This window comes from Paenirhizobium selenitireducens ATCC BAA-1503 (assembly GCF_000518785.1).
Classification (GTDB): Bacteria; Pseudomonadota; Alphaproteobacteria; order Rhizobiales; family Rhizobiaceae; genus Allorhizobium; species Allorhizobium selenitireducens.
On the sequence record NZ_JAEG01000008.1, the window covers coordinates 303,888 to 330,307 of the forward strand.

Annotated in this window: 24 protein-coding genes, 1 pseudogene and 1 riboswitch; of the genes and pseudogenes, 12 read left to right on the top strand and 13 right to left on the bottom strand. The window is 65.4% G+C overall.

Annotated features, from left to right (window positions below; genetic code table 11):
• Positions 1-7 precede the first annotated feature (7 nt).
• Together L867_RS0113050 and L867_RS0113055 are read left to right on the top strand one after the other, a co-directional pair.
• Positions 8-1,201 (top strand): divergent polysaccharide deacetylase family protein, encoded by a 1,194-nt coding sequence (locus L867_RS0113050; protein ID WP_028737304.1) that lies wholly within the window; start codon positions 8-10, stop codon positions 1,199-1,201.
• 10 nt (positions 1,202-1,211) lie between these two features.
• Positions 1,212-1,739: an RNA pyrophosphohydrolase gene (locus L867_RS0113055; RefSeq protein ID WP_028737305.1), complete on the top strand. Its 528-nt coding sequence runs from the start codon at positions 1,212-1,214 to the stop codon at positions 1,737-1,739.
• Here L867_RS0113055 and L867_RS27385 read toward each other — a convergent pair.
• Positions 1,697-1,981 (bottom strand): hypothetical protein, encoded by a 285-nt coding sequence (locus L867_RS27385; protein WP_156951563.1) that lies wholly within the window; start codon positions 1,979-1,981, stop codon positions 1,697-1,699. The genes L867_RS0113055 and L867_RS27385 overlap by 43 nt on opposite strands.
• Positions 1,982-2,316: 335 nt before the next feature.
• Between L867_RS27385 and L867_RS0113065 the strand changes: the two genes are divergently transcribed.
• Positions 2,317-2,844: a hypothetical protein gene (locus L867_RS0113065; protein ID WP_028737307.1), complete on the top strand. Its 528-nt coding sequence runs from the start codon at positions 2,317-2,319 to the stop codon at positions 2,842-2,844.
• A gap of 1,251 nt (positions 2,845-4,095) precedes the next feature.
• On the opposite strand, the gene bfr is transcribed toward L867_RS0113065, so the two are convergent.
• The 5 genes and pseudogenes from bfr to L867_RS27970 all read right to left on the bottom strand — a co-directional run bounded on the left by bfr (position 4,096) and on the right by L867_RS27970 (position 11,238).
• Positions 4,096-4,581, bottom strand: a complete 486-nt coding sequence (bfr, locus tag L867_RS0113075) for a bacterioferritin (protein WP_028737309.1) — start codon at positions 4,579-4,581, stop codon at positions 4,096-4,098.
• A gap of 498 nt (positions 4,582-5,079) precedes the next feature.
• Positions 5,080-5,459: pseudogene (locus L867_RS27390) on the bottom strand ((2Fe-2S)-binding protein).
• Positions 5,460-5,526: 67 nt separating this feature from the next.
• Positions 5,527-8,865 carry an error-prone DNA polymerase gene (locus tag L867_RS0113085; protein WP_028737311.1) on the bottom strand — a complete coding sequence of 1,113 codons (3,339 nt, stop codon included), beginning with the start codon at positions 8,863-8,865 and terminating at the stop codon, positions 5,527-5,529.
• Entirely contained in the window at positions 8,862-10,274 is a 1,413-nt protein-coding gene (locus tag L867_RS0113090; protein WP_028737312.1) for a Y-family DNA polymerase, read from the bottom strand. Before L867_RS0113090 ends, L867_RS0113085 begins: the two co-directional genes overlap by 4 nt.
• 40 nt (positions 10,275-10,314) lie before the next feature.
• Complete coding sequence (locus tag L867_RS27970; RefSeq protein ID WP_028737313.1) at positions 10,315-11,238, bottom strand: ImuA family protein; 924 nt, start codon at positions 11,236-11,238, stop codon at positions 10,315-10,317.
• 157 nt (positions 11,239-11,395) lie between these two features.
• Here L867_RS27970 and L867_RS0113100 point away from each other — a divergent pair, with 157 nt between their 5' ends.
• Positions 11,396-11,863 carry a metallopeptidase family protein gene (locus L867_RS0113100; protein WP_028737314.1) on the top strand — a complete coding sequence of 156 codons (468 nt, stop codon included), beginning with the start codon at positions 11,396-11,398 and terminating at the stop codon, positions 11,861-11,863.
• Here the strand turns inward: L867_RS0113100 and L867_RS0113105 are convergent.
• Positions 11,860-12,291 (bottom strand): GlcG/HbpS family heme-binding protein, encoded by a 432-nt coding sequence (locus tag L867_RS0113105; protein ID WP_408605978.1) that lies wholly within the window; start codon positions 12,289-12,291, stop codon positions 11,860-11,862. The two genes, L867_RS0113100 and L867_RS0113105, sit on opposite strands and share 4 nt — an antisense overlap.
• A 243-nt stretch (positions 12,292-12,534) precedes the next feature.
• Here L867_RS0113105 and L867_RS0113110 point away from each other — a divergent pair, with 243 nt between their 5' ends.
• On the top strand, positions 12,535-13,284 hold the full coding sequence (locus L867_RS0113110; RefSeq protein ID WP_028737316.1) for an SDR family oxidoreductase: 750 nt from the start codon (positions 12,535-12,537) through the stop codon (positions 13,282-13,284).
• Between the two features lie 48 nt (positions 13,285-13,332).
• On the opposite strand, the gene L867_RS0113115 is transcribed toward L867_RS0113110, so the two are convergent.
• On the bottom strand, positions 13,333-13,539 hold the full coding sequence (locus L867_RS0113115) for a DUF1737 domain-containing protein (RefSeq protein ID WP_028737317.1): 207 nt from the start codon (positions 13,537-13,539) through the stop codon (positions 13,333-13,335).
• Positions 13,536-14,447, bottom strand: coding sequence for an HpcH/HpaI aldolase/citrate lyase family protein (locus L867_RS0113120; protein WP_028737318.1), 912 nt, complete (start codon positions 14,445-14,447; stop codon positions 13,536-13,538). Before L867_RS0113120 ends, L867_RS0113115 begins: the two co-directional genes overlap by 4 nt.
• A 111-nt stretch (positions 14,448-14,558) precedes the next feature.
• Here L867_RS0113120 and L867_RS0113125 point away from each other — a divergent pair, with 111 nt between their 5' ends.
• The 5 genes from L867_RS0113125 to L867_RS0113145 all read left to right on the top strand — a co-directional run bounded on the left by L867_RS0113125 (position 14,559) and on the right by L867_RS0113145 (position 18,804).
• On the top strand, positions 14,559-14,792 hold the full coding sequence (locus L867_RS0113125) for a hypothetical protein (protein WP_028737319.1): 234 nt from the start codon (positions 14,559-14,561) through the stop codon (positions 14,790-14,792).
• A gap of 139 nt (positions 14,793-14,931) precedes the next feature.
• A complete protein-coding gene (leuD, locus tag L867_RS0113130; protein WP_028737320.1) occupies positions 14,932-15,537 on the top strand; it encodes a 3-isopropylmalate dehydratase small subunit in 606 nt (201 codons plus the stop codon).
• Positions 15,538-15,699: 162 nt separating this feature from the next.
• On the top strand, positions 15,700-16,812 hold the full coding sequence (gene leuB, locus L867_RS0113135; RefSeq protein ID WP_028737321.1) for a 3-isopropylmalate dehydrogenase: 1,113 nt from the start codon (positions 15,700-15,702) through the stop codon (positions 16,810-16,812).
• A 118-nt stretch (positions 16,813-16,930) separates the two neighbouring features.
• Positions 16,931-17,686 carry a phosphatase PAP2 family protein gene (locus tag L867_RS0113140; protein ID WP_232363924.1) on the top strand — a complete coding sequence of 252 codons (756 nt, stop codon included), beginning with the start codon at positions 16,931-16,933 and terminating at the stop codon, positions 17,684-17,686.
• 239 nt (positions 17,687-17,925) lie between these two features.
• The gene (locus L867_RS0113145) at positions 17,926-18,804 is read left to right on the top strand and encodes an RNA polymerase factor sigma-32 (RefSeq protein WP_028737323.1); all 879 of its coding nucleotides are present in this window, start codon (positions 17,926-17,928) and stop codon (positions 18,802-18,804) included.
• Positions 18,805-18,850: 46 nt separating this feature from the next.
• Here the strand turns inward: L867_RS0113145 and L867_RS0113150 are convergent, their stop codons facing one another.
• The 4 genes from L867_RS0113150 to thiB form a co-directional block, all read right to left on the bottom strand.
• A complete protein-coding gene (locus tag L867_RS0113150) occupies positions 18,851-20,368 on the bottom strand; it encodes a M48 family metalloprotease (protein ID WP_037173296.1) in 1,518 nt (505 codons plus the stop codon).
• A gap of 274 nt (positions 20,369-20,642) precedes the next feature.
• Positions 20,643-21,374 (bottom strand): thiamine ABC transporter ATP-binding protein, encoded by a 732-nt coding sequence (locus L867_RS0113160; protein WP_028737326.1) that lies wholly within the window; start codon positions 21,372-21,374, stop codon positions 20,643-20,645.
• Positions 21,364-22,986, bottom strand: a complete 1,623-nt coding sequence (thiP, locus tag L867_RS0113165) for a thiamine/thiamine pyrophosphate ABC transporter permease (RefSeq protein WP_037173298.1) — start codon at positions 22,984-22,986, stop codon at positions 21,364-21,366. The genes L867_RS0113160 and thiP overlap by 11 nt, the downstream gene beginning before the upstream one ends.
• 26 nt (positions 22,987-23,012) lie before the next feature.
• A complete protein-coding gene (gene thiB, locus L867_RS0113170; protein WP_051438973.1) occupies positions 23,013-23,987 on the bottom strand; it encodes a thiamine ABC transporter substrate binding subunit in 975 nt (324 codons plus the stop codon).
• Positions 23,988-24,085: 98 nt separating this feature from the next.
• A riboswitch (TPP riboswitch) is annotated at positions 24,086-24,202 on the bottom strand.
• Positions 24,203-24,412: 210 nt separating this feature from the next.
• Here thiB and L867_RS0113175 point away from each other — a divergent pair.
• Together L867_RS0113175 and L867_RS0113180 are read left to right on the top strand one after the other, a co-directional pair.
• The gene (locus L867_RS0113175) at positions 24,413-26,206 is read left to right on the top strand and encodes an ABC transporter ATP-binding protein/permease (protein WP_028737329.1); all 1,794 of its coding nucleotides are present in this window, start codon (positions 24,413-24,415) and stop codon (positions 26,204-26,206) included.
• Positions 26,203-26,412, top strand: a complete 210-nt coding sequence (locus L867_RS0113180; RefSeq protein WP_028737330.1) for a hypothetical protein — start codon at positions 26,203-26,205, stop codon at positions 26,410-26,412. The genes L867_RS0113175 and L867_RS0113180 overlap by 4 nt, the downstream gene beginning before the upstream one ends.
• Positions 26,413-26,420 lie beyond the last annotated feature (8 nt).

Consider the following 26,420-nt stretch of genomic DNA (forward strand, 5'->3'; position numbering starts at 1 on the left):
ATAGACCTTGAGCGCCGATCTCCATGCACCGCTCGGCCAGGGCCGCAGGCCGGGAAGATCGCCGCGTCGCCGGCCTTCCCTTGCCGCCATGCTCGGCAGTCTGTCGCTCGTCTCCATTCTCGGCCTCTCCACCTATTCCGCGATCGCGCCGCTTCCGCTGCGTCAATTCTCCGACGCGGTGCCCAAGCCCGACGGCCCGGACACCCAGACGGCGCAAGCACCCGGCGGCACGGCGCCCGCCGGCTCCGGCCAGAACCTCGCCACCAGCCGCCCGCTTGGCGGGGCGACGGTGCAGCGCACGGTGACCGACGACGGCTCGGTCGTCACCAAGTTCACGCCGAAGCCGCGCGACGGAAACGGACCCGTACTGATCGACAGCCAGACAATCGGCCAGGACAGCCGCGTCGCCGCCCTCCCCAACGATGACCTGCTCGAGGACACGCCGGAAGGTCGCCTTCCGATCATCGGCCCCGATGGCCTCAGGCCGTTCGAGCAATATGCGCGCCCCTGGTCGGGCTCCCGCGCAACCCGCGTCGCCATCGTCGTCGGCGGCATCGGGCTCAGCCAGACCGGTAGCCAGCGTGCCATCCGCGACCTGCCCGAAGAAATCACGCTGGCCTTCGCCGCGACCGGCAACAGCCTCTCGCGCTGGATGCAGGAAGCCCGCCGCAAGGGCCACGAGATCGTTCTGCAGGTGCCCTTCGAACCCTTCGATTATCCGGCCAACAATCCCGGCCGCGGCACGCTTCTGACCAGCGATCAGCCGGACGAGGCACTGAAGAAGCTGCACGAGGCCATGGGCCGCATCACCAACTACACCGGCGTCATGAACTACATGGGCGCGAAATACATGTCGGACGCCACGGCCTTCGAGCCGGTGATGCGCGACATCGGCGCGCGCGGCCTGCTCTTCCTCGACGACGGCTCGACCGCCCGCTCGCTGACCGACAGCTTTGCCAAGGCGATCGGCATGCCCTATGCGCAGGGCAACCTGCTGCTCGACGGCCAGCCGGAAAAGGCGGCCGTGCTGGCCAAGCTCGACGAGCTGGAACGCATCGCCCGCCGCAACGGCCAGGCGATCGGCATCGCCTCGGCCTTCGACGAGACGATTGCCGCGATCCGCCAATGGAGCGAGGAGGCAGCCGGCCGAGGAATTGAGATCGTTGGCGTCTCCGCCCTTGCGGCCGACGCCGAGCAGTAAGGGGGACATGATGGAAAAGACCGTTTTCACGAAAATCCGTGCCGAAGACCTGCCCTATCGCCCGTGCGTCGGCATCATGGTGCTCAATCCGGCGGGCCTGGTCTGGGCCGGGCGACGCATCCCGGAAGGCAATTCGGAATATGACGGATCGCCCATGCTCTGGCAGATGCCGCAGGGCGGCATAGACGACGGCGAGGATCCCTTGCCGGCAGCGCTGCGGGAGCTCTACGAAGAAACCGGCATGAGGAGCGTGTCGCTGCTCGCCGAGGCAAGCCGCTGGATCAATTACGACCTGCCGGCCGAGCTGATCGGCATCGGGCTCAAGGGCAAGTATCGTGGCCAGACGCAACGCTGGTTCGCCTTCCGCTTCGACGGCGACGAGAGCGAGATCGCCATCGACCCGCCGCCGGGCGGCCACACAGCCGAATTCGACGCCTGGGAATGGAAGCCGATGGCCGAACTCCCCGACCTGATCGTGCCGTTCAAGCGCAGCGTCTACGAACAGGTGGTCGCCGAGTTCCACCACCTCGCCGGCTGAGAGACGCCGGCGTCACTTGGGGTGCTGACGGTATCACCGCGCGCCGCGATATGCTGCACAAGGCTGCCGCCCGGCACGGCCGCAAGGGCCGCATCGGGCTGCTGCGCGACGACAACCTGGCTGGCAGCGGGTGTGACCGAATAGGCCTTTTCCCCGTCGCGATCGACCAGCACAGCGGACCACCGCATGATCTGACCAGTGACGGCCAGCATGGTGAGGAAGGCGGCGACGTAGCGCAGCAAGGGGCGGGCGCAAAGTCTGCGGCCGCCGAAAAGTGACAGTCCTCGGCATTACCCGGTCCAGGGGAGATCTGTGCTACCTCAATAGCCGCAGGCCTCGACCGGTCCTGGGCTGACCGCGACGGGTCGACCCTCGATAGTTCGATCTGCTTTCCTGCCATCACCCCCTCCTCATCAGTGGCTGGATGCCGATCCTCTCGGCGCCCAGGCGTCCATGGACGGGCACGAACGTCCCGTTCCCGACAGGCATCGTGCGCCCCTTCCGCGACAGCTCGCGCGCCTATAGCCTCGTCCCGCCCGGCAATGCTATGGGAGGTCGAACAAAGGGGACCAGGGCCATGTCGGTGGAATTCTATGCAGATTACGTGCGTCCGCTGCGCACCCTCTTTGCCGAACTCGACCAGCATCCCGAGTGGTTCCAGACCTATGACGTGCATATCGAACTTGCTGCCTCCGGCAAGCTCGTCGTCTATGAGACGAAGAGGCAGAAAGGCCAGACCGACAGCCTCTACTATGGTCGCTCCGGTCCAGGCGACAGCCCGCGCCAGATCGCCCAGGCGGCGGCCTTCGCCGCCATCGACCATTTCATGGCGCTCAGCCAGTTCCTCGCCTTCAATGGCAAGCTGGAGAACCTGAAAGGCGAAGAGGCGGCCCAGGTCTTGACGATCGGCTCGCAATACCCGTCCTGCGCAATCCGTTTTGCCTATCGCAAGAAGGGCCAGCCGAACGCCAAGGCCATGTTCATGATCTTTGTCGGCTTCAACGACGATCATGACGCGGACGAGTACGTCGCGAAGATCGCCGACCCCGCCACCCTGGTGGACAGCCGCCCGCTTCGCGGCGACAAGGTCTACGAGTGGAAGTGACGGCTGCGTCGCCGAAAGCCTGCCAAGACAGCGGGCAGTAACGACGACCTGCCGAGCCCCCATGCCGGGAATCGCGCTGATACGGCCGCATCCGTCAACGGCGCGACACATTGAAGCTTTGCCGGCTATGTTTCTACCCGCCCACGCCCTTCAAGGGGCACTTCCGCTCCCACTCAGGGTGGGGCTCACCGTGTACCGCGTGGCAGTTTTGCACGTCATCTTTCGTTGCGTCGAACGCGTGGGTCGGCAAGCATTGCAGGTTGCGCCGTGGATCCTCGGGTCAGGCCCGAGGATGACGACCGCGGAGAGCGACGGAATACTCCAAGAGCCGTTGCCGCTTGCTGAAATGCATGACGGAACCGGCCGGCTGCCGACCACGGACCGTCGAATGCGACAGAAGGTCCAAGAGACGTTCCTTCAGCTGAGACGGGCGTTGGAGCATCCCTACCCCAAATGAAAGGTCGTCATCCTCGGGCTGACCCGAGGATCCACGCCGCAGGCCACGTCTCGCGGCAAGCCGAAGCGCGACCCTCATGCTGAGGCGCCCGAGCAGAGCGAGAGCCTCGAAGCAGCCGACGCGCACTCGACCGGCACCATCCTCCACCCGCCCTCGCCCTTCGAGGGTCGCTTCCGCTCCGACCTCAGGGTGAGGGCTCACCGTGTGCCGGCTTGGCAGTGCCAGTCGCCCCTCGTTGAGGAATTTTCGTGGAAAGCGTTGGTCGCAAGCGTTGCAGGCTGTGCCGTGGATCCTCGGCACAAGGCCGAGGATGACGACAGCAGTGGGTTGTGGAATGCTCCAGGAGCCGCGGTAAGTGGTGGAATGCTTCAAGAGCCGTTGCAGTTTGCTGAACGCAAGACGGAACCGGCCGGCCACCGGCCACCGAATGCGGACAGAAGGTCCGAGACGCGTTCTTTCTGCTGAAACGGGCGTTGGAGCATCCCTACCCCAAATGAAAGGTCGTCATCCTCGGGCTTGACCCGAGGATCCATGCCCCACGCACAGGACGGGTCGAAGGCCACGTGGCGCCCCTCATGCTGAGGTGCCCGAGCAAAGCGAGACCTCGAAGCAGCCGGCGGCACACTCGAACATTGTCGCGCCCCACCCGTCCTCGATCTTCAGTCGGCGCCGGGAAGAGGGAGCCAATCCGGGACCGGGACCATATAGGCCCCGCGGGTCGCGTTGCCGACGACCGCCGAAAAGGCTTGCCGCCAATTGGCGGCCCGCCCTCTGCGGACGGGCCCCCGGTATCCTTATTCGGCGGCGTCGGCGGAATCGGCGTTCAGCTGGCCGTATTTCTGTTCACCGATCTTCGAGAGCAGGTCGAGCTGGGTTTCGAGGAAGTCGATATGGCCTTCCTCGTCCATCAGCAGCTCTTCGAACAGCTTCATGCTGACATAGTCGCCGGCCTGGTAACAGATGTCGCGCGAGGCCTTGTAGGCGGTGCGGGCGTCGTATTCGCCGGCGAGATCGGCTTCGAGCACTTCCTTGACGTTCTGGCCGATGCGCAGCGGCGCGACCGTCTGCAGGTTCGGGTGCCCTTCGAGGAAGATGATGCGCGAGATCAGCTTGTCGGCATGCTGCATCTCTTCGATCGATTCGGCGCGCTCCTTCTTGGCGAGCTTGGTGTAGCCCCAGTCGTCGAGGAGGCGGTAGTGCAGCCAGTACTGGTTGACGGCGCCCAGCTCCAGGAACAGTGCCTCGTTCAGCCGTTCGATTACTTTTTGATCACCCTTCATGACGGGTCCCTTCTTCTGTGGTTTTGTCGGTAAGAACTAAGTCCGTTCGCTCCTGTCGTAGAGACAGACGCGAACGCGCCGCGGAAATTCTGCTTTCATCTCAATCTAGTGCACTCTCCCATCGAAGGAAACCGGCCTTGACCGCGTCACGGTCCGAATGCCGCCGTGGTCTCCTGAAGGCATCGCTTGAAGCAGTCCGCAACAGGGTACGAAGATTTGCTGGGGAGAGGTCGTGCCGGCGCTCCTTCGGCTGGCAGGTTCCCCGGACAGCAGGAATGACGTCGAACGGCGGCCGCACGGACCTTTTGTCGTCGCAAGCGACGAGACCACGCGCCCGCGACCATGCCTTTCCGCGAAAACTGCCGCTGATCGGCTGGCAATGGCACCACGCCTGCGGATCGCGAGGCAAGGGATGCATGCCCGAAGGCGCCATGCGCACCACGCCTCTCGACCATCCCTTTTTTGAAGGCAGGAACCGCGGCCGACGCGCCGATGCGCTCAGGCCACCTGGGCGGCACGCTGGCGACGCTCGAGGCTGGCCGTCTTCTGCTCCTCGTGGAAACGCTTCAGGCGTTCCATGAAGTCGACGACGTCGGCACCGTCGGTCTGGCGGGCAGCGTGGTATTCCTCGGTGGTGCGGATGATGATCTCGACGACATTGGGAAAGCAGCCGCAGCAACGGCCACGCTTGCCCATGGCATGGTAGACCTTGGCCGGGACGATCAACTGCCAACAGTCCTCGTCAAGGAGGTCGTTGATGACGTCCTTGATGTCCTTGTCGGTGATGTAATTGCAGCTGCAGACCAGCATGGCCTCTACGCTCTTCCAAACATGACTTTCAGCCCCTCCTTTCTGCTAAACAGGATGGCCTTTGTCAAGAAAATTTCCGACGCAGGCCGACCATTGATGCGCGGACCCGCCACCGGGGCGGAACCGCTGCCCGTTTCAGTGAAAATTCCGCCCCTTCGGCATGGCCTGACGGACATCGCCGACGAGGTCCGGCACGTCACGGATCAGCCGCGCCAGCGACCCGGTCGACTTGCCGTCATACCGGTGCTCGTTGACCGGGCGGCGTATCTCGTCGGCATGGGCAAGCCCGCCGAAATCCTTGAGTTCCTCCCGAAGCAGGCCGAGCTTCTCCGTCGCATCGACCAGGTGCTCGGCGACCACATGGATCACGCCCTCAGCCCTCTGCAGCCGTCCACGCACCTTCACCAGCCGGGCGCCCATGACGATGGTCCGGTACTGCTCGAAGGTCTTCGGCCAGACGATGATATTGGCGACCCCGGTCTCGTCCTCGATCGTCATGAAGATCACCCCCTTGGCCGAGCCCGGCCGCTGGCGCACCAAGACGAGGCCCGCCACCTCGACGTGCCGTCCGTTGGCCGTCTGCTCGAGCGCCGAGGAAACGAGCACGCCGCTCCGGGCAAGCTCCTCGCGCAGGAAGGAGAGCGGATGGGCCTTCAGCGACAGCGAAAGCACGCGGTAATCATGGATGACCTGCTCGCCCGCCGGCATCAGCGGCAGCGAAACCTCCGCCTCGACCTGCAGCTCGACATCCGCAGCCCCGGAAAAGAGCGGCAGGTGCTCGACGGCCGCCTGCTGATCGAGCGCCTGGGCGGCCCAGAGCGCCTCGCGGCGGCTGAGGCCCAGCGAGGCGAAGGCATCGGCATCCGCCAGCCGTTCGATCGCCGCCCGCGGCAGGCCCGTGCGTTTCCACAGGTCGCGGACCGAGGCATAGCCGCCGCCGCGGCGCGCCACGAGCAGGTCCATGTCCGCCTCCGACAGGCCCTTGACCTGCCGGAAGCCGAGCCGCACCGCCTCGGTGCTGCGGATGACGCGGCGCATCGAGGCATGCCGCGGCGCGACCCGCCGGACGTCGAAGCCGCCCGCCTCCAGAATGCTGTTCCATGAAGAGGCGTTGACGTCGACCGGCCTCACCTCGACCCCGTGCTCGCGCGCGTCGCGCACCAGCTGCGCCGGCGCGTAGAACCCCATCGGCTGGGAATTGAGCAGGGCTGCGCAGAAGACGTCGGGATAGAAGGTCTTCACCCAGGCGGAGGCATAGACCAGCAGGGCGAAGGAGGCGGCATGGCTTTCCGGAAAGCCGTATTCGCCGAACCCCTCGATCTGGCTGAAACAACGCTCGGCGAATTCCAGCGTATAGTCCCGCTGCAGCATGCCGTCGATGAAGCGTTGCCGGAAATTGGCCACCTGCCCCGTCCGGCGGAAGGTCGCCATGGCCCGGCGCAGCTGATCGGCCTCGGCCGGCTTGAAGCCGGCGGCGGTAATGGCGATCTGCATCGCCTGTTCCTGGAACAGCGGAACCCCCAGCGTGCGTTTCAGCACCGCTTCCAGCTCGGGCTTCGGATAGGTGATCTCGCGGCCGGCCTCCCTGTCCTTCCGGTTCTTCAGGTAGGGATGCACCATATTGCCCTGGATCGGCCCGGGCCGGACGATCGCCACCTCGATCACCAGGTCGTAGAAGACCCGGGGTTTCAGCCGCGGCAGCATGCTCATCTGCGCCCGGCTTTCGATCTGGAAGACGCCGAGCGTATCGGCCCGGCAGATCATGTCATAGACTTCTTCGCGCGGATCCTCGAAGAAGGCGGCAAGCGTCATGGGCGTGTCGTAATGGCTTTCAAGCAGCTTGATCGCCTTGGCAAGGCAGGTGAGCATGCCGAGCGCCAGGACATCGATCTTGAGGATCTTCAGCGTATCGAGATCGTCCTTGTTCCACTCGACCATGTAGCGCCCGTCCGCCGTGTTCATGATAGGAACGACCTCGTCGAGCCGATCGCGGGTGATGACGAAGCCGCCGACATGCTGGGAAAGATGGCGTGGAAAGCCCATCAGCGTCGAGGCATAGTCGAGCACGCGCCGGGTCGTCGGATCGCTGAGATCGAGGCCGGCTGCCCTGGCCTCGCGCGCCGACAGATCCGCCGTCGACCAGCCCCAGATCGATCCGGAAAGCGCCGTCTGCACATCCTCCGACAGGCCGAACACCTTGGCCGTCTCGCGCCCCGCCGAACGCGCCCGGTAATTGATGACCGCCGCCGTCAGCGCCGCATGCTCGCGTCCATAGGTTCGGTAGATGAACTGGATCACCGTCTCGCGCTTCTCGTGCTCGAAATCGACGTCGATGTCCGGCGGCTCGTCGCGTTCGGTCGAGATGAAGCGCTCGAACAGCAGGGTCGTCTTTTCCGGGTTCACCTCGGTGATGCCGAGGCAGTAGCAGACGGCGGAATTGGCGGCCGAGCCGCGCCCCTGGCAAAGAATGCCTTGCGAGCGGGCATAACCGATGATGCGGTGGACGGTGAGGAAATAGGGTTCGTAGCGCTTCTCGCCGATCAGGTTCAGCTCGTATTCGAGGAGGTCGGCGATCTTTTGCGGAATGCCGCCGGGGAACCGCCCGGCCGCCCCCTCATAGGTCAGCCGGCGCAAGGCCCGGTCGGGCGTCTCGCCGCCGATCGCCTCGTCGGGATATTGATGGCTAAGTTCGTCGAGGGAGAAATCGAGCCGGCCGAAGAATTCGGCTGTCGCCGCCACCGCTTGCGGATAGGCCCGGAAAAGGCGGGCCATTTCCTCGGGCTCCTTCAGATGCCGCTCGGCATGGGCGTGCAGCCGGAAACCGGCATCGGCCACCGTCACATGCTCGCGGATGGCGGTCACCACATCGGCCACCGGCTTGCGCTCGGGCGCGTGATAGAAGGGATCATTGCTGGCGATCAGCGGCAGCGAAAGCCTCTGCCCCATCTGCTCGATGCGGCTGAAGGAAAGGCGATCGAGGCCGTCATAACGCGGCACGAGCGCCAGATAGAGCCGGCCTTTGAAGGGCTCCGCCAGTCGCGCCAGCCGGGCGCCGTAATCCTTAGCCTCGGCGTTCGTCGCAAAGCTCGGCACCATCGCCGCGACCATCAGGTCCTCCGCCCATTCGACGAGATCGTCTTCGTAAAGCGTGCACACGCCCTTTAACGAACGCAGGTTTCCCGCGCTCAGCAGGCGGCAGAGATGGCCCCAGCCGCGCCGGTTCATCGGATAGGCGACAAGCTCCGGCGTTCCGTCGGCAAAGGCGAGCCGCGCGCCCGGCCGGAAGGCATAGCCCTTGATCTTCGCCGCGGCATGCAGGCGCACCACCCCCGCCACCGTGTTGCGGTCGGCAAGTCCTATGCCGGAAAGGCCGATCCGGGCGGCGGTCGCCACCATCTCCTCCGGATGCGAGGCACCCTCCAGGAAGGAGAAATTGCTGCGGCAGCCGATCTCGAAGAAGGCCGGGGCGCTCATGCGAATATGCCCTGCATGAACCAGCTCGGCCGGGCCGATCCGCGCTCGTAGAGACCCTGGCGGAAGAGCCAGAAACGGTGGCCGGCGCTGTCCTCGATGCGGAAATAGTCGCGCGGCAAGGCTTCTTCGCCGTCGATCCACCATTCCGGCGCCAGCCGTTCCGGCCCCTCGGCCCGCGCCACCCGGTGCTGGGCCCGGCGCCAGCGGAAACTGGCGGGCGGACCGTCCGGCACCTCGGCGGTCACCTCCACCGGTTCGGGATGGGAAAAGAGGCGGATCGGCCTTTCGCTGCGGACCGGCGGGCCGGGCAGACGCGCGGCGGTCGGCACCGTCGCCTCGGTGAGCGGCAAAAGGCCGGAGGCGCGTTCCGGCCAATGGCTCGCATGGGTGACGGGGAGCGTGAGGCAGCCCTCCCCGAAGCGGGCCGTGACCCGGTCGATGAAGTCGAGGGCCGCATCCTGCTCCTTCGGGCGGGTCCCGAAACTGCCCTGCGTTTCGGCCAGGGCCTCGGTACGCAAGACGTTGAGCCGGACGATCTCGAAACCGAAGCCGGCATCGAGATCGTCATGCAGCACGCCAAGCCGTTCGGAAAACAGCGCCTGGATCCGCCCGGCGTCCTTGAGCGGCGAGGCCGCGCCGATCTCGATCCGGAACACCCGGCCATCCACCCGGAACAACAGGAGTTCGAACAGCCGGCCGCCTTCGCCGCGCGCGTCGAGGCCCGATTTCAGGCCCGCCGCCAGCCGACCGGTCAGGTCGAGGATCACCTCCTCGTCGCGGATCGGTTCCGCCAGCCGCCGTTCGACCGAAAGCAGGGCGACCGGCCGCCGGGGCACGATCGATTCCCCCTCGCGCCCGAGCGCCTGGTCGAGCCGCAGCAGCAGACCGGGGCCGAAGCGCCGGGTCAGCGGCCCGCGGGGCGCCGTCAGGAGATCGCCCACCTGCTTCAGTCCGACCCGCGCCAGCGCCGCCGCCATGCCCGCGTCGATCCGGAGCGCCGCCATGGGAAGGGGCGAGAGAACCCGCACCATGTCGCTGTCGGCCACCACCGCATGGCGGGAAAAGCGCGCGGCCGCCCAGGACAGGCCGGGCGTCGCGGAAATCGCCCCGCGCGCATCGAGCCCCAGCTGGAAAAGCCGGTCGAGCAGTTCGGCGACGAGGCGCGCCTCCCCGCCGAACAGATGGGCGCAGCCCGTGATGTCGAGCATCAGCCCGTCCAGGCCGTCCAGCGCCACCAACGGCGTATAGCGGTCGCACCAGTCGGCGATCGCCTCGAGAAAGCGCCGGTCCGCCGGCATGTCGTCTTCGGCGACGTCGAGCGCCGGACAGATGGCGCGCGCCTCGGCGAGCGCCTGGCCGGCACGCAGCCCGATCGCCTCGGCGACCTCGTCGAGCGCGCTCAGCCGCATGGCATTGGCGATCCGGCCGGCGCAGACGACCGGCGGATGCTCAGGACGCCCGGTCGAACGCCACGACTGTCCCCAGCGCCGGCGCGCCAGCCGATCGGTCGAAAGGCGGGGGAACCAGAGCGACAGGATGCGTCGGTCGGTGTGCAGGGCTTGTGCCGGCGTGAAGGGGAGCTGCGGGGTAAAATTGGCGGTCATCTTTGTTCCACTCCAGGATCAGTTCGCGAGGGCCCCCGAGCCGGATCTTTTCCGGAACGAGGCGAAAGACGGGATTGCCGATGCTGCCGCCAAGCATCGATCCGTCGGGCAGGAAGCGCGCCGCCGCCGGCGCGGGTTCGATGCGAAGACGAAGGGAAGCGCTGCTCGCCTCTTCCTCCCCGCCCTGGCGCACCAGAAGGAGAAAACCGCCGGTGCTTCTGGCCTTCAGGCTGAGACGCCGGCTTTCGGTCAGGCCGAAACCGCGCGGATTGCCGTTGACCTCCAGCATCACCGCCGAAAAGCCCCCCGAGGTGAGCGCCGCATCGGCCAGCCAGAGCGCATCCTCCAGCCGCCTAGGCATGGCATAGAGGAGTTCACCCGGCTGAAATCCGTAGTCGGCAAGCCCCGCCGCATGGGGCAGGCCCGCCTCCCGCGCGACCAGCCGCTCGCCGATCCACAGGATGCGCTTTGCCGGACGAGACGACCGGCCGACCAGGCAAAGCCCCAGCCCGAAACCGCTGACCGCCCCAGCATCCCGGAGCTGCAGGCCGCGCGCCTCGATCATCGAGCCGGTGGGAAACCCTTCCGGCAGAAGGCTTTCGAGACCTTGATCTTCGTGAATGACGGGGCCGCAGGACCCCGGATCCGCTTCGTCGCCGGCACCGCCGGCCACGGGCGCAAGCCCGTCCGCAGGGGGGCGCCCTTCGATCTTCGCTATGGCTTCGCGCAAGGCAAAAAGCCTCTCCTGCGCCTGAGCGGTCGCGCTCATGACGTCTCTCCTGCTGGAATGTTCCCTATATGTTCTTATGGATTCCAGAGCTTGCTAAAAGAGTCAACCGGATTCGTTGTGAATTTATTCCTTGACAGGATTCCCACTCGAAATGCGGGGGCAAAGGTCCTATATGGAAAGCCAGTAAGGAGTACCGATGGCACGTATTGACCAGACCGAAGATTGGCGCGAACGCCATGCACCGACGATCAGCGCGTTCGAATCGCTGGCGATCGAGGCCTATGGCCATTTGCCGGAGGAATTCCGTGCGCTGACGGGCAATCTGATCATCGAGATCGCCGATTTTCCCACCGACGAGGTCTTCGAGGACATGGCGCTGGAAACGCCCTTCGATCTGCTCGGCCTGTTCGAGGGGCGCGGCATTTCCGAGCGTTTCACCATGGAAACCGGCGAGATGCCGAACCGCATCACGCTCTATCGCCGTCCCATTCTCGACTACTGGGCCGAGAACGAGGAAACGCTGGGCGACATCATCACCCATGTGCTGATCCATGAGATCGGCCACCATTTCGGCCTGTCCGACGACGACATGGAGCGCATCGAGGAAAGCGCCGAAGATGCCGCCGCGGAATCCGACGGCATGTCCGACTCGTTGAAGGATTAACCCCGCGTCGCGAGGAAATGGGCAATGCCCGCTTCCGCGCAGCTGAGATCCTGCGCCGGCGTTCCCGAACTGATGCCGATCCCGCCGACCACTTCGCCGTCGATGATCACCGGCAGGCCGCCGCCGACCACCATCAGCCGCCCGCCGATCGCCGAATGAATACCGAAGGCGGGGCTGCCCGGCTGGCTGGCCGCACCATATTCATGGGTCGCCTTCTTCGCCGCCGCGGCGGTAAACGCCTTGTCGATGGCGATCGTCGTGCTGGTCACCTTGCCGCCGTCCATGCGCTCGAAGGCGATGAGCTGGCCGCTCTCGTCGGTGATGGCGATGCACATCGGCACGCCGATCTCGCGGGCCTTGTCGCTGGCGCCGGCGATCAGCAGGCGGGCATCGGAAATATCGAGACGTCGAATGGTTAGCACGGGCATTCTCCTGCAATGCGTGGGGGGGGGCGGGCGCCACCACATCATTCGGCAGGCGCCCCAAGCCCCGACCATGACCGCAATCACCCTTGAAGGACAATGTCGCCCGACGGAAAAACATCTGTGCGGGGACGGCAAATCCAGGGGTCGACAGGCCAGCCGCCCACGCCCCGTGCTACGTCCGGAAACGGGTGGTCGCCGACCCGCCCGCTCCCTATCCCTTTGCCTCCAACACCAAAGGAGGTTTCCATGACAAGCCTGAACGACAAGGTCGCCATCATCACCGGAGCATCGTCCGGCATCGGCCGCGCCACTGCCCTTCTGTTTGCCGCAGAGGGCGCATCGCTGGTGCTCAATGCCAGGGGCAGTGAAGCCCTCGACGAAATCGTTGACCGCGTGCGCCACGCCGGCGGCAAAGCCCAGGCCGTGCCGGGTGATGTCGCCCTGGCCGAAACCCATGAAAAGCTGGTGAATGCGGCGGTGAGCCGCTTCGGCGGCCTCGACATCGCGATCAACAATGCCGGGGCCGTCGGCCCGATCAAGCCGCTGGCGGACGTCGCCCTGCCCGAATGGCAGGACACGCTGGCAGCCAACCTCACCTCGGCCTTCCTCGCCGCGCGGCTCCAGATCCCGGCCATGCTGGAGCGCGGCTCGGGCGCCCTGGTCTTCGTTTCCACCTTCGTCGGCACGAGCGTCGGCCTGCCAGGCATGGGCGTCTATGCCGCCTCGAAGGCCGGCCTCATGGGACTGGTGAAGGGCATCACCGCGGATTACGGCAGCCGCAACATCCGGGCCAATGCGCTGCTGCCTGGCGGCACCGATACGCGAATGGCCGGCGATCAGGCCCAGAAGGACTGGGCGGCAGGCCTGCATGCCCTGAAGCGCATCGCCCGGCCGGAAGAAATCGCCCAGGCCGCCCTGTTCCTGGCCGGCCCGATGGGCAGTTTCGTCGCCGGCTCCGCCCTCTTTGCCGACGGCGGCAATTCCGCCGTCAAATGATCCGAGGCATCGGGGCGCCCGCCGCACATGGCGGGTGCCCCGAGCCTGTCATTGTTCGCCGAGCTTCATGCTCGGATCATAGTCCTTGCCGTGCACGGTCTTCACCACGGCCTGCCCGCAATGCATCTGGTTGGTCGCGGCATTGAAGGACAGGCTCGGCGCGCCGTGCAGTTCCCAGCCCTTGTTGAGCGCATCGGTAACGCGATGACAAAAGGCCGCGTCGTCCGGGCCGGTGAGGAAACGATAGACTTTCATGCTGTCCTGCCTTCTCTTGCTTCGATGGCCTGAGCCTTGGCGAGAAGCCGCTCGGCCTGTTCCAGATGCAGCCGCTCGACCATGCGGCCGTTAAGGTTGATGACGTTGAGGCCGGCCGTCGCCGGATCGGCAAAGGCGGCGACGATCGTCTTCGCCTCGGCCAGCGCCTGCGGCGAAAAACCGAAATGCCGGTTGGCGCCGTCGATCTGCGCCGGATGGATCAGCATCTTGCCGTCAAAACCCATGGCGCGGCCTTGCGCGCATTCCGCCTCATAGGTCTCCAGCGTCTTGAATTCGTTCGACACGCTGTCGATCGCGTCGAGCCCATAGGCGCGCGCCGCAAGGATCACCTGCATCAGGAAGGGCACGACATAGGTCCGCCCCGGCTCCGGCGCCACCCCGGTTTCCTTGCGCAGGTCGTTTAGCCCGACGACGAAGCAGTCGAGCAGGCCGCCGGCGGTGCGGCCCGAACCGGCGATCGCCGCGGAGTTCAACACGCCGCGCGGCGTCTCGATCATCGCCCAGATCCTGAGACTTTCCGTCGCATCCGATTCCGCCAGCAGGTCGGCGACGCGCTGCACGTCGTCCGGCCCGTCCACCTTCGGCAAGAGCACCGCATCGGGTCGGCAGGCGATCACCGCCGCCATGTCGTCGAGGAAGAATTCCGTGTCGAGGCCGTTCACCCGGATGATCGCCTCGCGGCCGTGGAGCGGCGTCTCGGCGAAGAAACGGCGCAGATTCTCCCGCGCTTCGGCCTTCTTCTCCGGTGCGACCGAATCCTCGAGGTCAAAGATGACGGCGTCGCAGGACAGCCCGTGCGTCTTTTCCAGCGCCCGGACATTGATCGCCGGCACGCTGAGAACGGAACGGCGCAAGCGCGCCGGGTGGTGGGAATTGATCGAATTCATGCGCCAACTTCTGCCAAGCTTTGCCCGGCCATGCAAGGCGACATTTGGCGGAAAGCCCTTGCATTCCGTGGGAAGAAGGACCACCTTGGAGTTTCAGAAAGGATTTCCACCATGCAGAATCTCCGTTCCGTCGCCATTGCCGCAGCCGGCATCGTCGTGCTGGCGATTGCCGCCGCCTTCACCGTCTCGCTGACGCTGATCGCCGGTGCCGTGCTGACGCTGAGCCTCGTCGCCCGCATGCTGACCGCGCGGCCGAAAAAGGCCCCGGTCTATGCCAAGGCAAAGACTGAAGGTCGCGAGATGCGCGTGTGGAATGACGGGCGCGGCACCATCATCGATCTGTGACAGGATCGGCCGGCACGCCCGGAAAACTGACGCTTCGGCGGCCGGGCGTACCCGTTTGGCCAATAAAGGCCTTCAAATCCGCGCGATTTTCCTCTATGGCCAGCGGAATTCCTGAATTGCATTCCGAAGGCAGGGTCTGATGGAAAAGTTCGTAAAGCTCACCGGCGTCGCAGCACCGCTTCCGGTCGTCAATGTCGACACCGACATGATCATCCCGAAGGACTATCTGAAGACCATCAAGCGCACCGGCCTCGGCCAGGGTCTGTTCGCCGAGGCGCGCTACAAGGAAGACGGTTCGGAAAACCCGGATTTCGTCCTCAACAAGCCGGCCTATCGCAATGCCCAGATCCTGGTTGCCGGCGACAATTTCGGCTGCGGTTCCTCGCGCGAGCATGCGCCCTGGGCGCTTCTCGACTTCGGCATCCGCTGCGTGATCTCCACCTCGTTCGCCGACATCTTCTACAACAACTGCTTCAAGAACGGCATTCTGCCGATCGTCGTCAGCCCGGAAGACCTGGACAAGCTGATGGACGACGCCAACCGCGGTTCCAATGCCGTTCTGTCGGTCGACCTTGAATCGCAGGAAATCACCGGTCCGGACGGCGGCCGCATCAAGTTCGACATCGACGCCTTCAAGCGCCATTGCCTGCTGAACGGCCTCGACGACATCGGCCTGACGCTGGAAAAGGCCGCAAGCATCGCCGCCTTCGAAAAGACCAACGCCCAGACCCATCCCTGGGCTTGATCAAAGCTTGACCGCGCGCGACGACGGCTTGCCCGTCTTCGCGCCGCGATCACCCGCTACGGCTGCCTCCCACCGTACCGTTCTGCCGCTGAGTGTCCTTGAAATGCGGGTTTTTGCCCGATAGAAGGCGGCAACTCTTTTCCAAAGCCAGGGAGGCTTTCCATGACACAGCGCAATCTCTTCCTTCTGCCCGGCGACGGCATCGGCCCCGAAGCCATGGGCGAGGTCCGCAAGATCATCGCCTACATGAACGCCGAGCAGGGCTCAGGCTTCGCCACCGACGAAGGTCTGGTCGGCGGATGCGCCTACGACGCCCACGGCGCGGCGATCTCCGAGGACGACATGGCCAAGGCGATGAATGCCGATGCCGTGCTGTTCGGCGCCGTCGGCGGCCCGAAATGGGACGACGTTCCCTATGACGTCCGTCCCGAAGCCGGCCTGCTGCGCCTGCGCAAGGACCTCGAACTCTTCGCCAACCTGCGCCCGGCGATCTGCTACCCGGCGCTCGCCAATGCTTCGTCGCTGAAGCCCGAACTGGTCGAGGGTCTCGACATCCTGATCGTGCGCGAACTGACCGGCGGCGTCTATTTCGGCGAGCCGAAGACCATCACCGACCTCGGCAACGGCCAGAAGCGGGCGATCGACACCCAGGTTTACGACACCTACGAGATCGAGCGCATCGCCTCGGTCGCCTTCGAACTGGCGCGCACCCGCAAGAATCGCGTCTGCTCGATGGAAAAGCGCAACGTCATGAAGTCGGGCGTCCTGTGGAACCAGGTCGTCACCGAAACCCACAAGGCCAAGTACCCGGACGTCCAGCTCGAGCACATGCTGGCCGACGCCGGCGGCATGCAGCTCGTTCGTGCGCCAAAACAGTTCGACGTCATCGTCACCGACAACCTGTTCGGCGACATGCTCTCCGACGTCGCCGCCATGCTGACCGGCTCGCTCGGCATGCTGCCGTCCGCCTCGCTCGGCGCACCGGATGCCAAGACCGGCAAGCGCAAGGCGCTCTACGAGCCAGTCCACGGCTCGGCCCCGGACATTGCCGGCAAGGGCATCGCCAACCCGATCGCCATGATCGCCTCGTTCGCCATGTGCCTGCGCTACTCCTTCAACATGGTGAAGGAAGCCGACAACCTCGAAAAGGCGATCGCCGCCGTGCTCGACAAGGGCATCCGCACCGGCGACATCATGAGCGAAGGCGCAACCAAGGTCGGCACCACCGAGATGGGCGACGCCATCCTCGCCGAGTTCAAGGCGCTGTCGGCCTGACAGGCTCTTGCATTTGAAAGCCGCGGCAACCATCTTGCCGCGGCTGCATGCCGTTCGTGGACGCCGTTCCAGGCCTTCTCCTTCGCCCGGCAGGCTGGAATGTAGCGGAAGGCTGGACGTGAGCGGCATCGACAAGATCAGGACCTGGCTGAACAAGCGCCGTGACCTCAATCGGCACCCGCCCGCGCCGCACTACTGGCAGATCTTCGCCGTCGTCGCGGCCAATCTGGTTCTCCTCTCCTTCCTCATCTTCGACGAACCGGTCGGCGCCTCGAGGCACCGGGATATCTTCACCCGTTCGCTCGGCAAGATGATCACCGAATTCGGCAGCTCCGGCTGGATCCTGACGGCTGCCGCCATGCTGGCGCTGACGGGATTTGCCTCCTGGCGTCTGTCGCGCGGCGCAAGGCAGCGCTTCCGCGCGCTCTATCTCGGCCAGATCGGCGCCTATGCCTTCCTCGCCGTGGCGCTCTCCGGCATTCTCGCCAATCTCGTCAAGCGGGTCATCGGCCGCGCCCGCCCCGGCCAGTTCGAGGACTGGGGCTCGTTCGGCTTCTCCGCCTTCAGCGGCGCCAAGTTCGAGAGCTTCCCCTCCGGCCACGCCACCACGGTCGGCGCCATCTTCATGGTGCTGATCCTGCTTCTCCCGCGCTACCGGCTTGCCTTCATGCTGCTGGCGCTGTGGATGGCGTTCAGCCGCGTCATGGTCGGCGCGCACTATCCGAGCGACGTGATCGCCGGCCTGTCCTTCGGCGCCTGGTTCACGCTGCTGCTGGCCAATGTCTTTGCCCGCTACCGCCTGGTCTTCATGCCCGACGCCAAGGGCTGGCCGGTGCCGCGTCTGGCGCTCATCACCGGCCATCGTCCCGCCTGATCCCGGCCAAATCATCACAACTCCGTGAAAAGCCGAACCATTCGGCCCTTTGACGCGCAGCGTTCAAACCGAATTCCCATGTTCTGCGTAATAGTTTTCGAACGGTCTGCGGCCGGGGATGCTTGCCTTTGGCAAGAATCGACCTACGCGCGATGGAACCCGTGTGGCCTTGGCCCGTTCATGCATGAGTGCCGGCATTCGACGACCCCGTCCTGATCGTACCGCCCATGGAGAAACCGATGAAAGCCATGTCCGCCGACAGACACATCATCCGATTTGCAATGGCCCAGCCCTATCTCGAACGCGAGGAAGAGCTGAACCTGGCGATCCGCTGGAGAGACAATAACGATCAGGAAGCCCGCAACCGCATTGCCCATGCCCATATGCGCCTGGTCATCGCCATGGCCTCCAAGTTTCGCGGCTTCGGCCTGCCGCTCAACGACCTGATCCAGGAGGGGTATATCGGCCTCCTGGAAGCCGCGGCCCGCTTTGAGCCCGCCCGCGAAGTCCGCTTCTCGACCTATGCCGGCTGGTGGATCCGCGCCTCGATGCAGGATTACATCCTGCGCAACTGGTCGATCGTGCGCGGCGGTACCAGCTCCTCGCAGAAGGCGCTGTTCTTCAACCTGCGCCGCCTGCGCGCCAAGCTCGCCCAGGGCGACAACCGCCTCAGCGACCAGGCCATCCATGAGGAAATCGCCTCGGCCCTCGGCGTCAGCCTCGCCGACGTTCAGTCCATGGACGCCCGCCTCTCCGGCAACGACGCGTCGCTGCAGGCGCCGATGAAGGGCCGCGACGGCGGCGAAGGCAGCGAACAGATGGAAATGCTGGAAAGCGGCGAGCTGCCGCCGGACGAACAGGTGAGCGGCATTATCGACGGCGAACGCTGGCGCGGCTGGCTGAACAACGCACTGACCGAACTCAACGAGCGGGAAAACCGCATCATCAAGGCACGCCGCCTGACCGAGGACGGCGCGACGCTCGAGGAACTGGGAGCCGAACTCGGCATTTCCAAGGAACGTGTCCGCCAGATCGAGACGCGGGCGCTGGAAAAGCTGAAAGCCGCGCTGACCCACTATGGTCCGAAGACGGGCCAGATGCGCGAAATGGCGTTCTGATCTCCGCGGAGCACTGCCAACGGGCCGGTCCATCCCGGCCCTTCTTTCATTCCGAGATGATCTTGACCTTGTTGCCGGCCTGAACCGTGGACGTCGGTCCCAGCGCATTGATCAGCCGGAAGAGTTCCAGCTTGCGATCCGTGCCCATCATGCGTGCCGAAAGCGTGCCGATCGTATCGCCCGGGCCGACGGTGACCACGCGCACGCGCAGGGGCTTCAGCGTCGCCGCTTCCTGCGGGGTGATGCGCCGGAAGCTCGCCCTCAGCTTATCCGCGGTCGGCGTGAGCACGGCGCTGCCCTTCGGAACGGCCGTCAGGAAGCGGAAGATCTGCGGGCCGATGCGGATGACGGTGATATCGAAATCCCAGCGTTCGGCCGAGGCGCGCGCGGTCGCTGCCTCCAGCCCGTTGACGGTGATCTCGCGGATCGTCTCCGGCAGGAGACCCGTCACCCAGCCGCTGGAAATGTAATTGGACAGGCTGCGGCGCTCGGCATCGGCCACGCCGTCGAAACGGATCGCCACGTCGCCGGGGCCGGTCGCCAGCACCGCCTCGACCTTGTTGTCGATCTGGAAACCGTCGGGAACCTCGAAGCGGATGCCGAGGCTGCCATGCAGGAAGGTCTGGCCGCGGACATAGCCCTCCTGCGGGCTGTCGCCGTACAGCAGGCCGTCAATGCCCTTGAGATAATAGTCGCGGCCCGATTCGCCGTGCGTGCCCTCCGGCCCGAAGGCGCGCGCATGGCGTCTGGCCAACTCGACGCGCTGCGGCGCGTTCGGATGGCTCGACAGGAAGTCGAGGCTCTGGTCGGCATCGGGATCGACCGAGGTGAAATGGCTGTAGCTCGCCATCGAATCGAGGAAACGGGCGGCCGCATAAGGATCATAGCCGGCTTCGCCGAGCGTGCGCACGCCGATCACGTCGGCCTGCAGTTCCTGCTGGCGGGAGAAGGCGGCGAGCCGGAGCTTGCCGCGCGCCAGCGCCTGCTTGCCGGCGAGATCGCTCGACAGCACTTCGGCGACGACCCGGCTGGCGATCACTTCCGCCTCTTCGCGGCGCTGCCGCTCGATGCCGTGGTTCGCCGTCACATGGGCCATCTCGTGGGAGAGCACGGCCGCCACTTCGGAGGCGTCGTTGGCCAGCGCCAGCAGGCCGCGCGTCACGTAGAGATAGCCGCCGGGCAGCGCGAAGGCGTTGATCGCCGGGGAGTTCAGAATGGTGATGCGATAGGACTGGTTCGGGTTCTCCGAGACCGCGGTCAGCGCGCCGGTGATCCGGGCGACCAGCTTTTCCGTCTTCTCGTCGTGATATTCGCCGCCATAGCTCGCAACGATGCGCGGATGCTCGCGCGCACCCATCTGGGCCCGCGGATCGTCCTTCTGCACCTGGTCGACGATCTGCGGATTGTCGGAAGGGCCGACGGTCGGCACATAGGCCTGCTCGAACAGGGTCTGGCAGGAGCTGAGCGCCAGCGAGGCGCAGAGAAGCGCGACGGCGCCTCGTGCAACACCGGCCTGACGGTGTCGCCGCACGCGATCGACAAGCGATACGCCTTTACCGCCCATAACGTTCATCCTGCCCCAACAACAACGCGCCCTCGAACCTCCTTTTGAATCGCTCGAAGCATCGACGCAACCGGAAATCGATCCGGAAAACGAGACCTCGCTTCGGTGTGGCTCTTTTAACATCATTCGTTAGATATGGATAAAATTGCATGAGGAAAAAGAGGCGACGCTGGATAAGTAGGAACGAAAAGGCAGAAACATGGACCCTGAGTTCCTCTTCAGCGAATGGCATCGGCGAACGTCCAAAATAAGGCGAAGGCTTTTTACCGCCGCCTCAGCCGCCGTCGGCCTTACCGAGAAAATCGGCAACGGCCGCGATATCGGTTCGGGTGAGAAACGTCTCCCGCGCCGCCCCAAGCGCGATCCGGCCGGCTTCGAGGAACAGCACGTCGGCGGCGAGCCGTGCCACCTCCTGCGGATCATGGGTGACGATGACGATCGTGTGGCCCGTCTCGCGATGCAGGTCGAGCAGCAGGTCGGCCATCGCCGCCCTCAGCCCCGGATCGAGCGCCGCAAACGGCTCGTCGAGCAGCATGACCGGCTTCCTGCGCACCAGCGCCCGGGCAAAGGCCGCCCGCTGCCGCTCGCCGCCCGACAGCGTCGCCGGCAGGCGTTTCTCGCAGCCGCCGAGCCCGACGCGTGCCAGCGCCTCGCTCACCGCCAGCCGGTCGCCCGGCTTCAGCCGCATCGCCGGGTCGATGCCCAGCCCGACATTGGTGAAGAGATCGAGATGGGCAAAGAGATTATTGTCCTGGAACACCAGCGACACGGGACGATCGGCCGGCGAAAGCCCGCTCACGTCCTCCTCCCCGATCAGCACGCGACCGGCATCCGGCTGCTCGAAGCCGGCGATCAGGTTGAGCAGCGTCGACTTGCCCGAGCCGGACGGCCCGGCGACTGCGGTGATGAAGCCCCTGGCAATGCGGCAGTCGAAATGGAATTCGGCCGATCCGAGTCTCAGCCGGACATCCTCGAGCACGACGGCGCTGGCATTCTTACCCGGCATGGCTTGTTTCCTTTCGCCGAGGTTCCGGCGTTCCCGCCAGCGCCAGCAGCAGGCAGACGAGGCCGAGCAGAAGCGCCAGCCCGTCCGCATCCTGGTTGCGATAAGCGCCCATCCGGCTATAGATCAGCCACGGCAGAGTGGTGATGTTTTCCGAACCGAACAAGGCGACCGCGCCGAGATCGCCGAGCGACAGCGCCATGGCAAAGGACAAGGCCGTAAAAATCGGCCGGCGCAGCACCGGCCAGTCGATGAAGCGGAACCGGGCCATCCGCCGGATCCCGAGGCTGTCGGCAAGCCGGGCGCTCCGCAGCCGATGCGCCTCGAAGGCCGGCGAAAGCACCCGCATGGCAAAGGGCAGCGCCATCAGCGCATTGATGCCGACCACCACGCCCGCCGCATAGCGCGCCACGTCGCCCTGGGCTCGAAGCACCAGGAACCAGCCGGTGGCGAGCACGGCCGTCGGCACGAGCAGAACCAGCGACGAGACCGCGGCAAGCGCGCCCGAGACGACGGTCGCCAGCGGTGGTCGCCGCTTGCCCTCGGCAAGGGCCGCGCGGGCGCGGATGACGGCCACGCCGACCAGAACCGAAACCAGCGCCGCCGAAAATCCGATAGTCAGGCTGGTCGCGGCCGCGTCGAGCACCGCCTTGTCCGTGAGAAGCCTGCCGAGATCAGACCGGAGACCGGCGAGCAGGACCTGCCCGAGCGGCAGGCCGACGAAAAGCGCCGAGGCGAGGATCACCACGCCGTCATTGAAGCGGGCGAGCGCCGTACGCCCGTCGAAGCGCTGCGCCGCCGCACCGAGCGTCGAGCCGGGATCGGCAGGGGCGGGGAAGAGCGCCATGACCCCGAGAATGACCGCCGTCACGACGATCTGCAGGAAGGCCAGCGCCACGGCCCCGGCCGGATCGAAATCCAGCCGCAGTGCCTGGTAGATGGCCACCTCGATGGTGGTTGCCGCCGGCCCGCCGCCGAGCACCAGGACGAGGGTGAAGCTGGTGGCGCACAGCATGAAGATCAGCCCGGCAATGCCGGGTATGACGCGTCGGAGCACCGGCCATTCGATGAAGCGGAAGACAGACAGCCCGCCCATGCCGAGGCTGGCGCCGGAGCGCCAGTATTCGGCGGGAATGCGCTCGAGGCTCGCCAGCATCAGCCGGGCGGCGAGCGGCAGGTTGAAGAACACATGGGCGATCAGGATGCCGGAAAGCCCGTATATGCTGAAGCGTTCGCTCGAACCCAGCGCCGCCAGCATGTCGTTGACGACGCCCTGTCGCCCCCAGATGCCGACGATGCCGAGCGCGCCGATCAGCACCGGCAGGCCCATCGGCACGGCCATCAGCCGGATCAGCCACTGGCGGCCGAAAAACCGCGGCTGGCGGGCGAGCGCACGCGCCACCGGGATCGCGGCGGCAACCGAGATCAGCGTCGAAAGCACCGCCTGCAGGAGCGTGAACCACAACACCCGGCGCACGACCGGATCACTGATGATCGTTGTCGCCGACGTCTCGCCGCCGACCGAAAGCAGCGCGGCGACTGCCGTTGCGACGAAACCGGCGATCAGCGCCAGCACGAAAAGGCCGCCGGCGATCGCCGGCAGCCTCTCGTCCATTCGTGATCTCCGCAGAACCGCCATGCTCAGTTGAGCGTCATGGCGGCGAGCCACTCGTCGATCCAGGCCTTGCGATGCGTCGCCACCTCTTCCGGCGTCATCAGAAAGGTCTTTTCCGGCGAGACCAGCTTGCCGAAGGCTTCCGGCAGCGGCTCGGAGGTCGCTGCCGCCGGCATCATCCAGTTGTTGGTGGGAATGGTGTCCTGGAAGCCGGGCGTGACCATGAAGGACAGGAACTGCCGCGCCAGCTCCTTCTGCGGCGCGCCCTTGACGAGGCCCGCCACCTCGATCTGGATATAGTGACCCTCGGAGAACGCGGCCGCCTGGTAGCGCTCGGTGTTTTCCGCCACCATGTGATAGGCCGGCGAGGTGGTGTAGGACAGCACCATCGGCGCCTCGCCCTTGGTGAACAGACCATAGGCCTCCGACCAGCCGGGGGTGACGGTCAGCACGCGGCCCTTGAGCTTGGCCCAGGCCTCGTCCGCCTCGTCGCCATAGACCGACTTGACCCAGAGCAGCAGGCCGAGCCCCGGCGTCGAGGTCCGAGGGTCTTCGATGACGATCTTGTCCTTGGCATCGCCCTCGACCAGGTCCTTCAGGCTCTGCGGCGGCGTCTTCATCGTCTCGGTGTCGTAGATCACGGCGAAATGGCCGTAGTCATAGGGCACGAAGACATCGTCGGAAAAACCGCCGGGCACCTTGACCGCCGAGACGTCGATGCCGTGCGGTTCGAACAGCCCGGTCTGCTTGGCTTCCGCCACCAGATTGGTGTCGAGGCCCAGCACCAGATCCGCCTTGGTGCCCGTGCCCTCCAGCTTCAGCCGGGTGAGCAGCGCCACGCCGTCGGCGACGCCGACGAAGTCGACGGTGCAGTCGCAGGTCTTCTCGAAGGCTTCCTTGACCTTCGGTCCCGGACCCCATTCGGAGATGAAGCTCTCATAGGTATAGACGGTCAGCGTCTTGTCGGCGGCAGAGGCCACCGAAGCGGTGAACGCCAGCATGGCGAGCGCGGCAAGGCCGCGGCGAAGATGGATATGTCTATGGGTCGGCATGAAGTGCCCCTCCTTTGCATGTTGAAAATTCGGGATAGGGCGTCTTCTGATGACACGCGTCTAATCCCTCCGCCGGTGTTAACCGGATCAGGTTCCGCGGGTTGGCTTGAAAGCCTCTCAGCCATCGATCCGTTTCCGGACTAAAGGCACCCCGTTAGAGCAGGAAGACACATAGCGTGGAGGCGCGCGGCTGGCAAGCGGCAGACATCAAGGGCAAGCCGGAGAGGGCGGTCGGCCTGTCATCATGCGCAAACCCTTTGCCAATACATTCACGCTAAACTGATGGCCCGGACCGCTGGATTTCAACCGCCTCGCATGGACAAGCGCGGCAGGCATGATATCTGGTACGGCCGATACGGCGAGACAGAGACTGCATGTTCAATACGGCATCAGATACCCCGACCCCCGCACCTGAGGACGCTCCCACGGTCGAACTCAGCTTCCGGCGGCAACTCGCCATCGCCGGCGCATCCTTCTGGTCCTCGCCGGTGCGCAACCGTATCCTCCTGCTCGCCGCAGCCCTGCTGGCGATCATCCTGGTCACCGCCTATGGACAGATCCTGCTCAACCGCTGGAACGCACCCTTCTACAACTCGCTGGAGCGCCGCGACCTCGACGCCTTCATCGTCGAACTCGGCAATTTCGGCAAGATCGCCGGCGTCCTGCTGCTGCTGAACGTTACCCAGACCTGGCTCAACCAGATGACGGCGCTCTACATGCGCGAGGGCCTGGCCCGCAACGTCGTCGACGAATGGCTGGCCGACCGCCGTGCCTATCGCCTGATGATGACGAGCCCGCTCGGCGTCAATCCGGACCAGCGCCTGCACGAGGACGCCCGCAAGCTGGCCGAGATGACCACGTCGCTGTCGATCGGCCTGGTCCAGGCCACCATCCTTCTGGTCAGCTTCATCGGCGTGCTCTGGCAACTGTCGAGCGGCTTCGTCTTCCACTTCCGGGACTACAGCTTCTCGATCCCCGGCTACATGGTCTGGGGTGCCGTCGCCTATGCCGGCATCGCCTCGCTGTTCAGCCAGGTCGTCGGCTGGAAGCTGACCCGCCTCAACGCCACCCGCTATGCGAACGAGGCCGAGCTGCGCTTCTCGCTGATGCGCGCCAACGAAAACCTCGAGGCGATCGCGCTCGCCGGCGGCGAGGAAACCGAGCGCCGCCACATCCACGAAAAGCTCGACGCGGTGCTGCGCTCCATCCGCCATCTGGCGAAGGCGCTGACCAATCTCACCTGGGTCACCGCCGGTTTCGGCTGGCTCGCCATCCTGGTGCCGATCCTGATTGCCGCACCGGCCTATTTTGCCGGCACAATGACCTTCGGCGGCCTGATGATGGCGGCGGCGGCCTTCAACCAGGTCCATTCGGCGCTGCGCTGGTATGTCGACAATTTCGGCGCCATCGCCGACTGGAAGGCCGCCTTGCTGCGTGTGTCTACGTTGCGCGCCGCGTTGATCGACATGGACGACGGCCCCGCCGAAGGCCGGATCGTCGTCGTCAAGGGCGAGCCGGGACGGCTGACGTTCGAATCGGTGGCGATCGCCGCGCATGTCGACGGCGATTGCACGCTCGACGGCTTCCGCATCAAGGAAACGAACCCGACCATCGCCGTCGGCGAGCGGGTGATGATCAACGGCGACCAGGGCGTCAACCGCAAGCTGCTGTTCAGCGCCATTGCCGGCCTCTGGCCCTATGGTGATGGCCGCATCCTGCTGCCGCAGGAAGACGACATCCTGTTCGTGCCCCAGCTCGAATACCTGCCCGAGGGCAAGCTCCGGAGCGTTCTTGCCTATCCGCTCGCCTCGGCCGGCTTCACCGACGAGGCGATGGTCGCGGCGCTCAGGCGCGTCGGCCTCTCCCGCATCGCCGGCAAGCTCGACGAGCGCGCCCGCTGGGACCGGCTGCTCGACAAGGACGAGCAGATGGCGCTCGCCTTCGCCGGCCTCATTCTGCGCAAGCCGCGCTGGATCGTACTGAACGACGTTCTCGAAGGACTCGAGCCGGATACCGTGACCACGCTTTCCGGCGTGCTGGCCGAACTCTCCGGCTCGACCCTGATCTATATCGGCCGCTCCGGCGCCTTCTACGACACGCTGTCGCCGAACCTGCTGCATCTGGAGCGAATCAGCTGCGACAGGGAGCCGCCGGCACCGCAGTCATGAGCGACGGAGGGGAGTGGCTCACAGCCACCGTGAGGTCCTATGCCTTTTCCGCGATCATGCTTCTCGGGATGATCGTGGTCATCAAATACGATCTCAGGGACACCAAGACCCACAGATGGAGAGTTTCCACCGAGGAAAACAAGCTGGGCTACTTCCTGCTCGTCTTCCTTATTGTTTGCGCGGTTTTGACACTCTTTGTTCGCTGACGCCCATC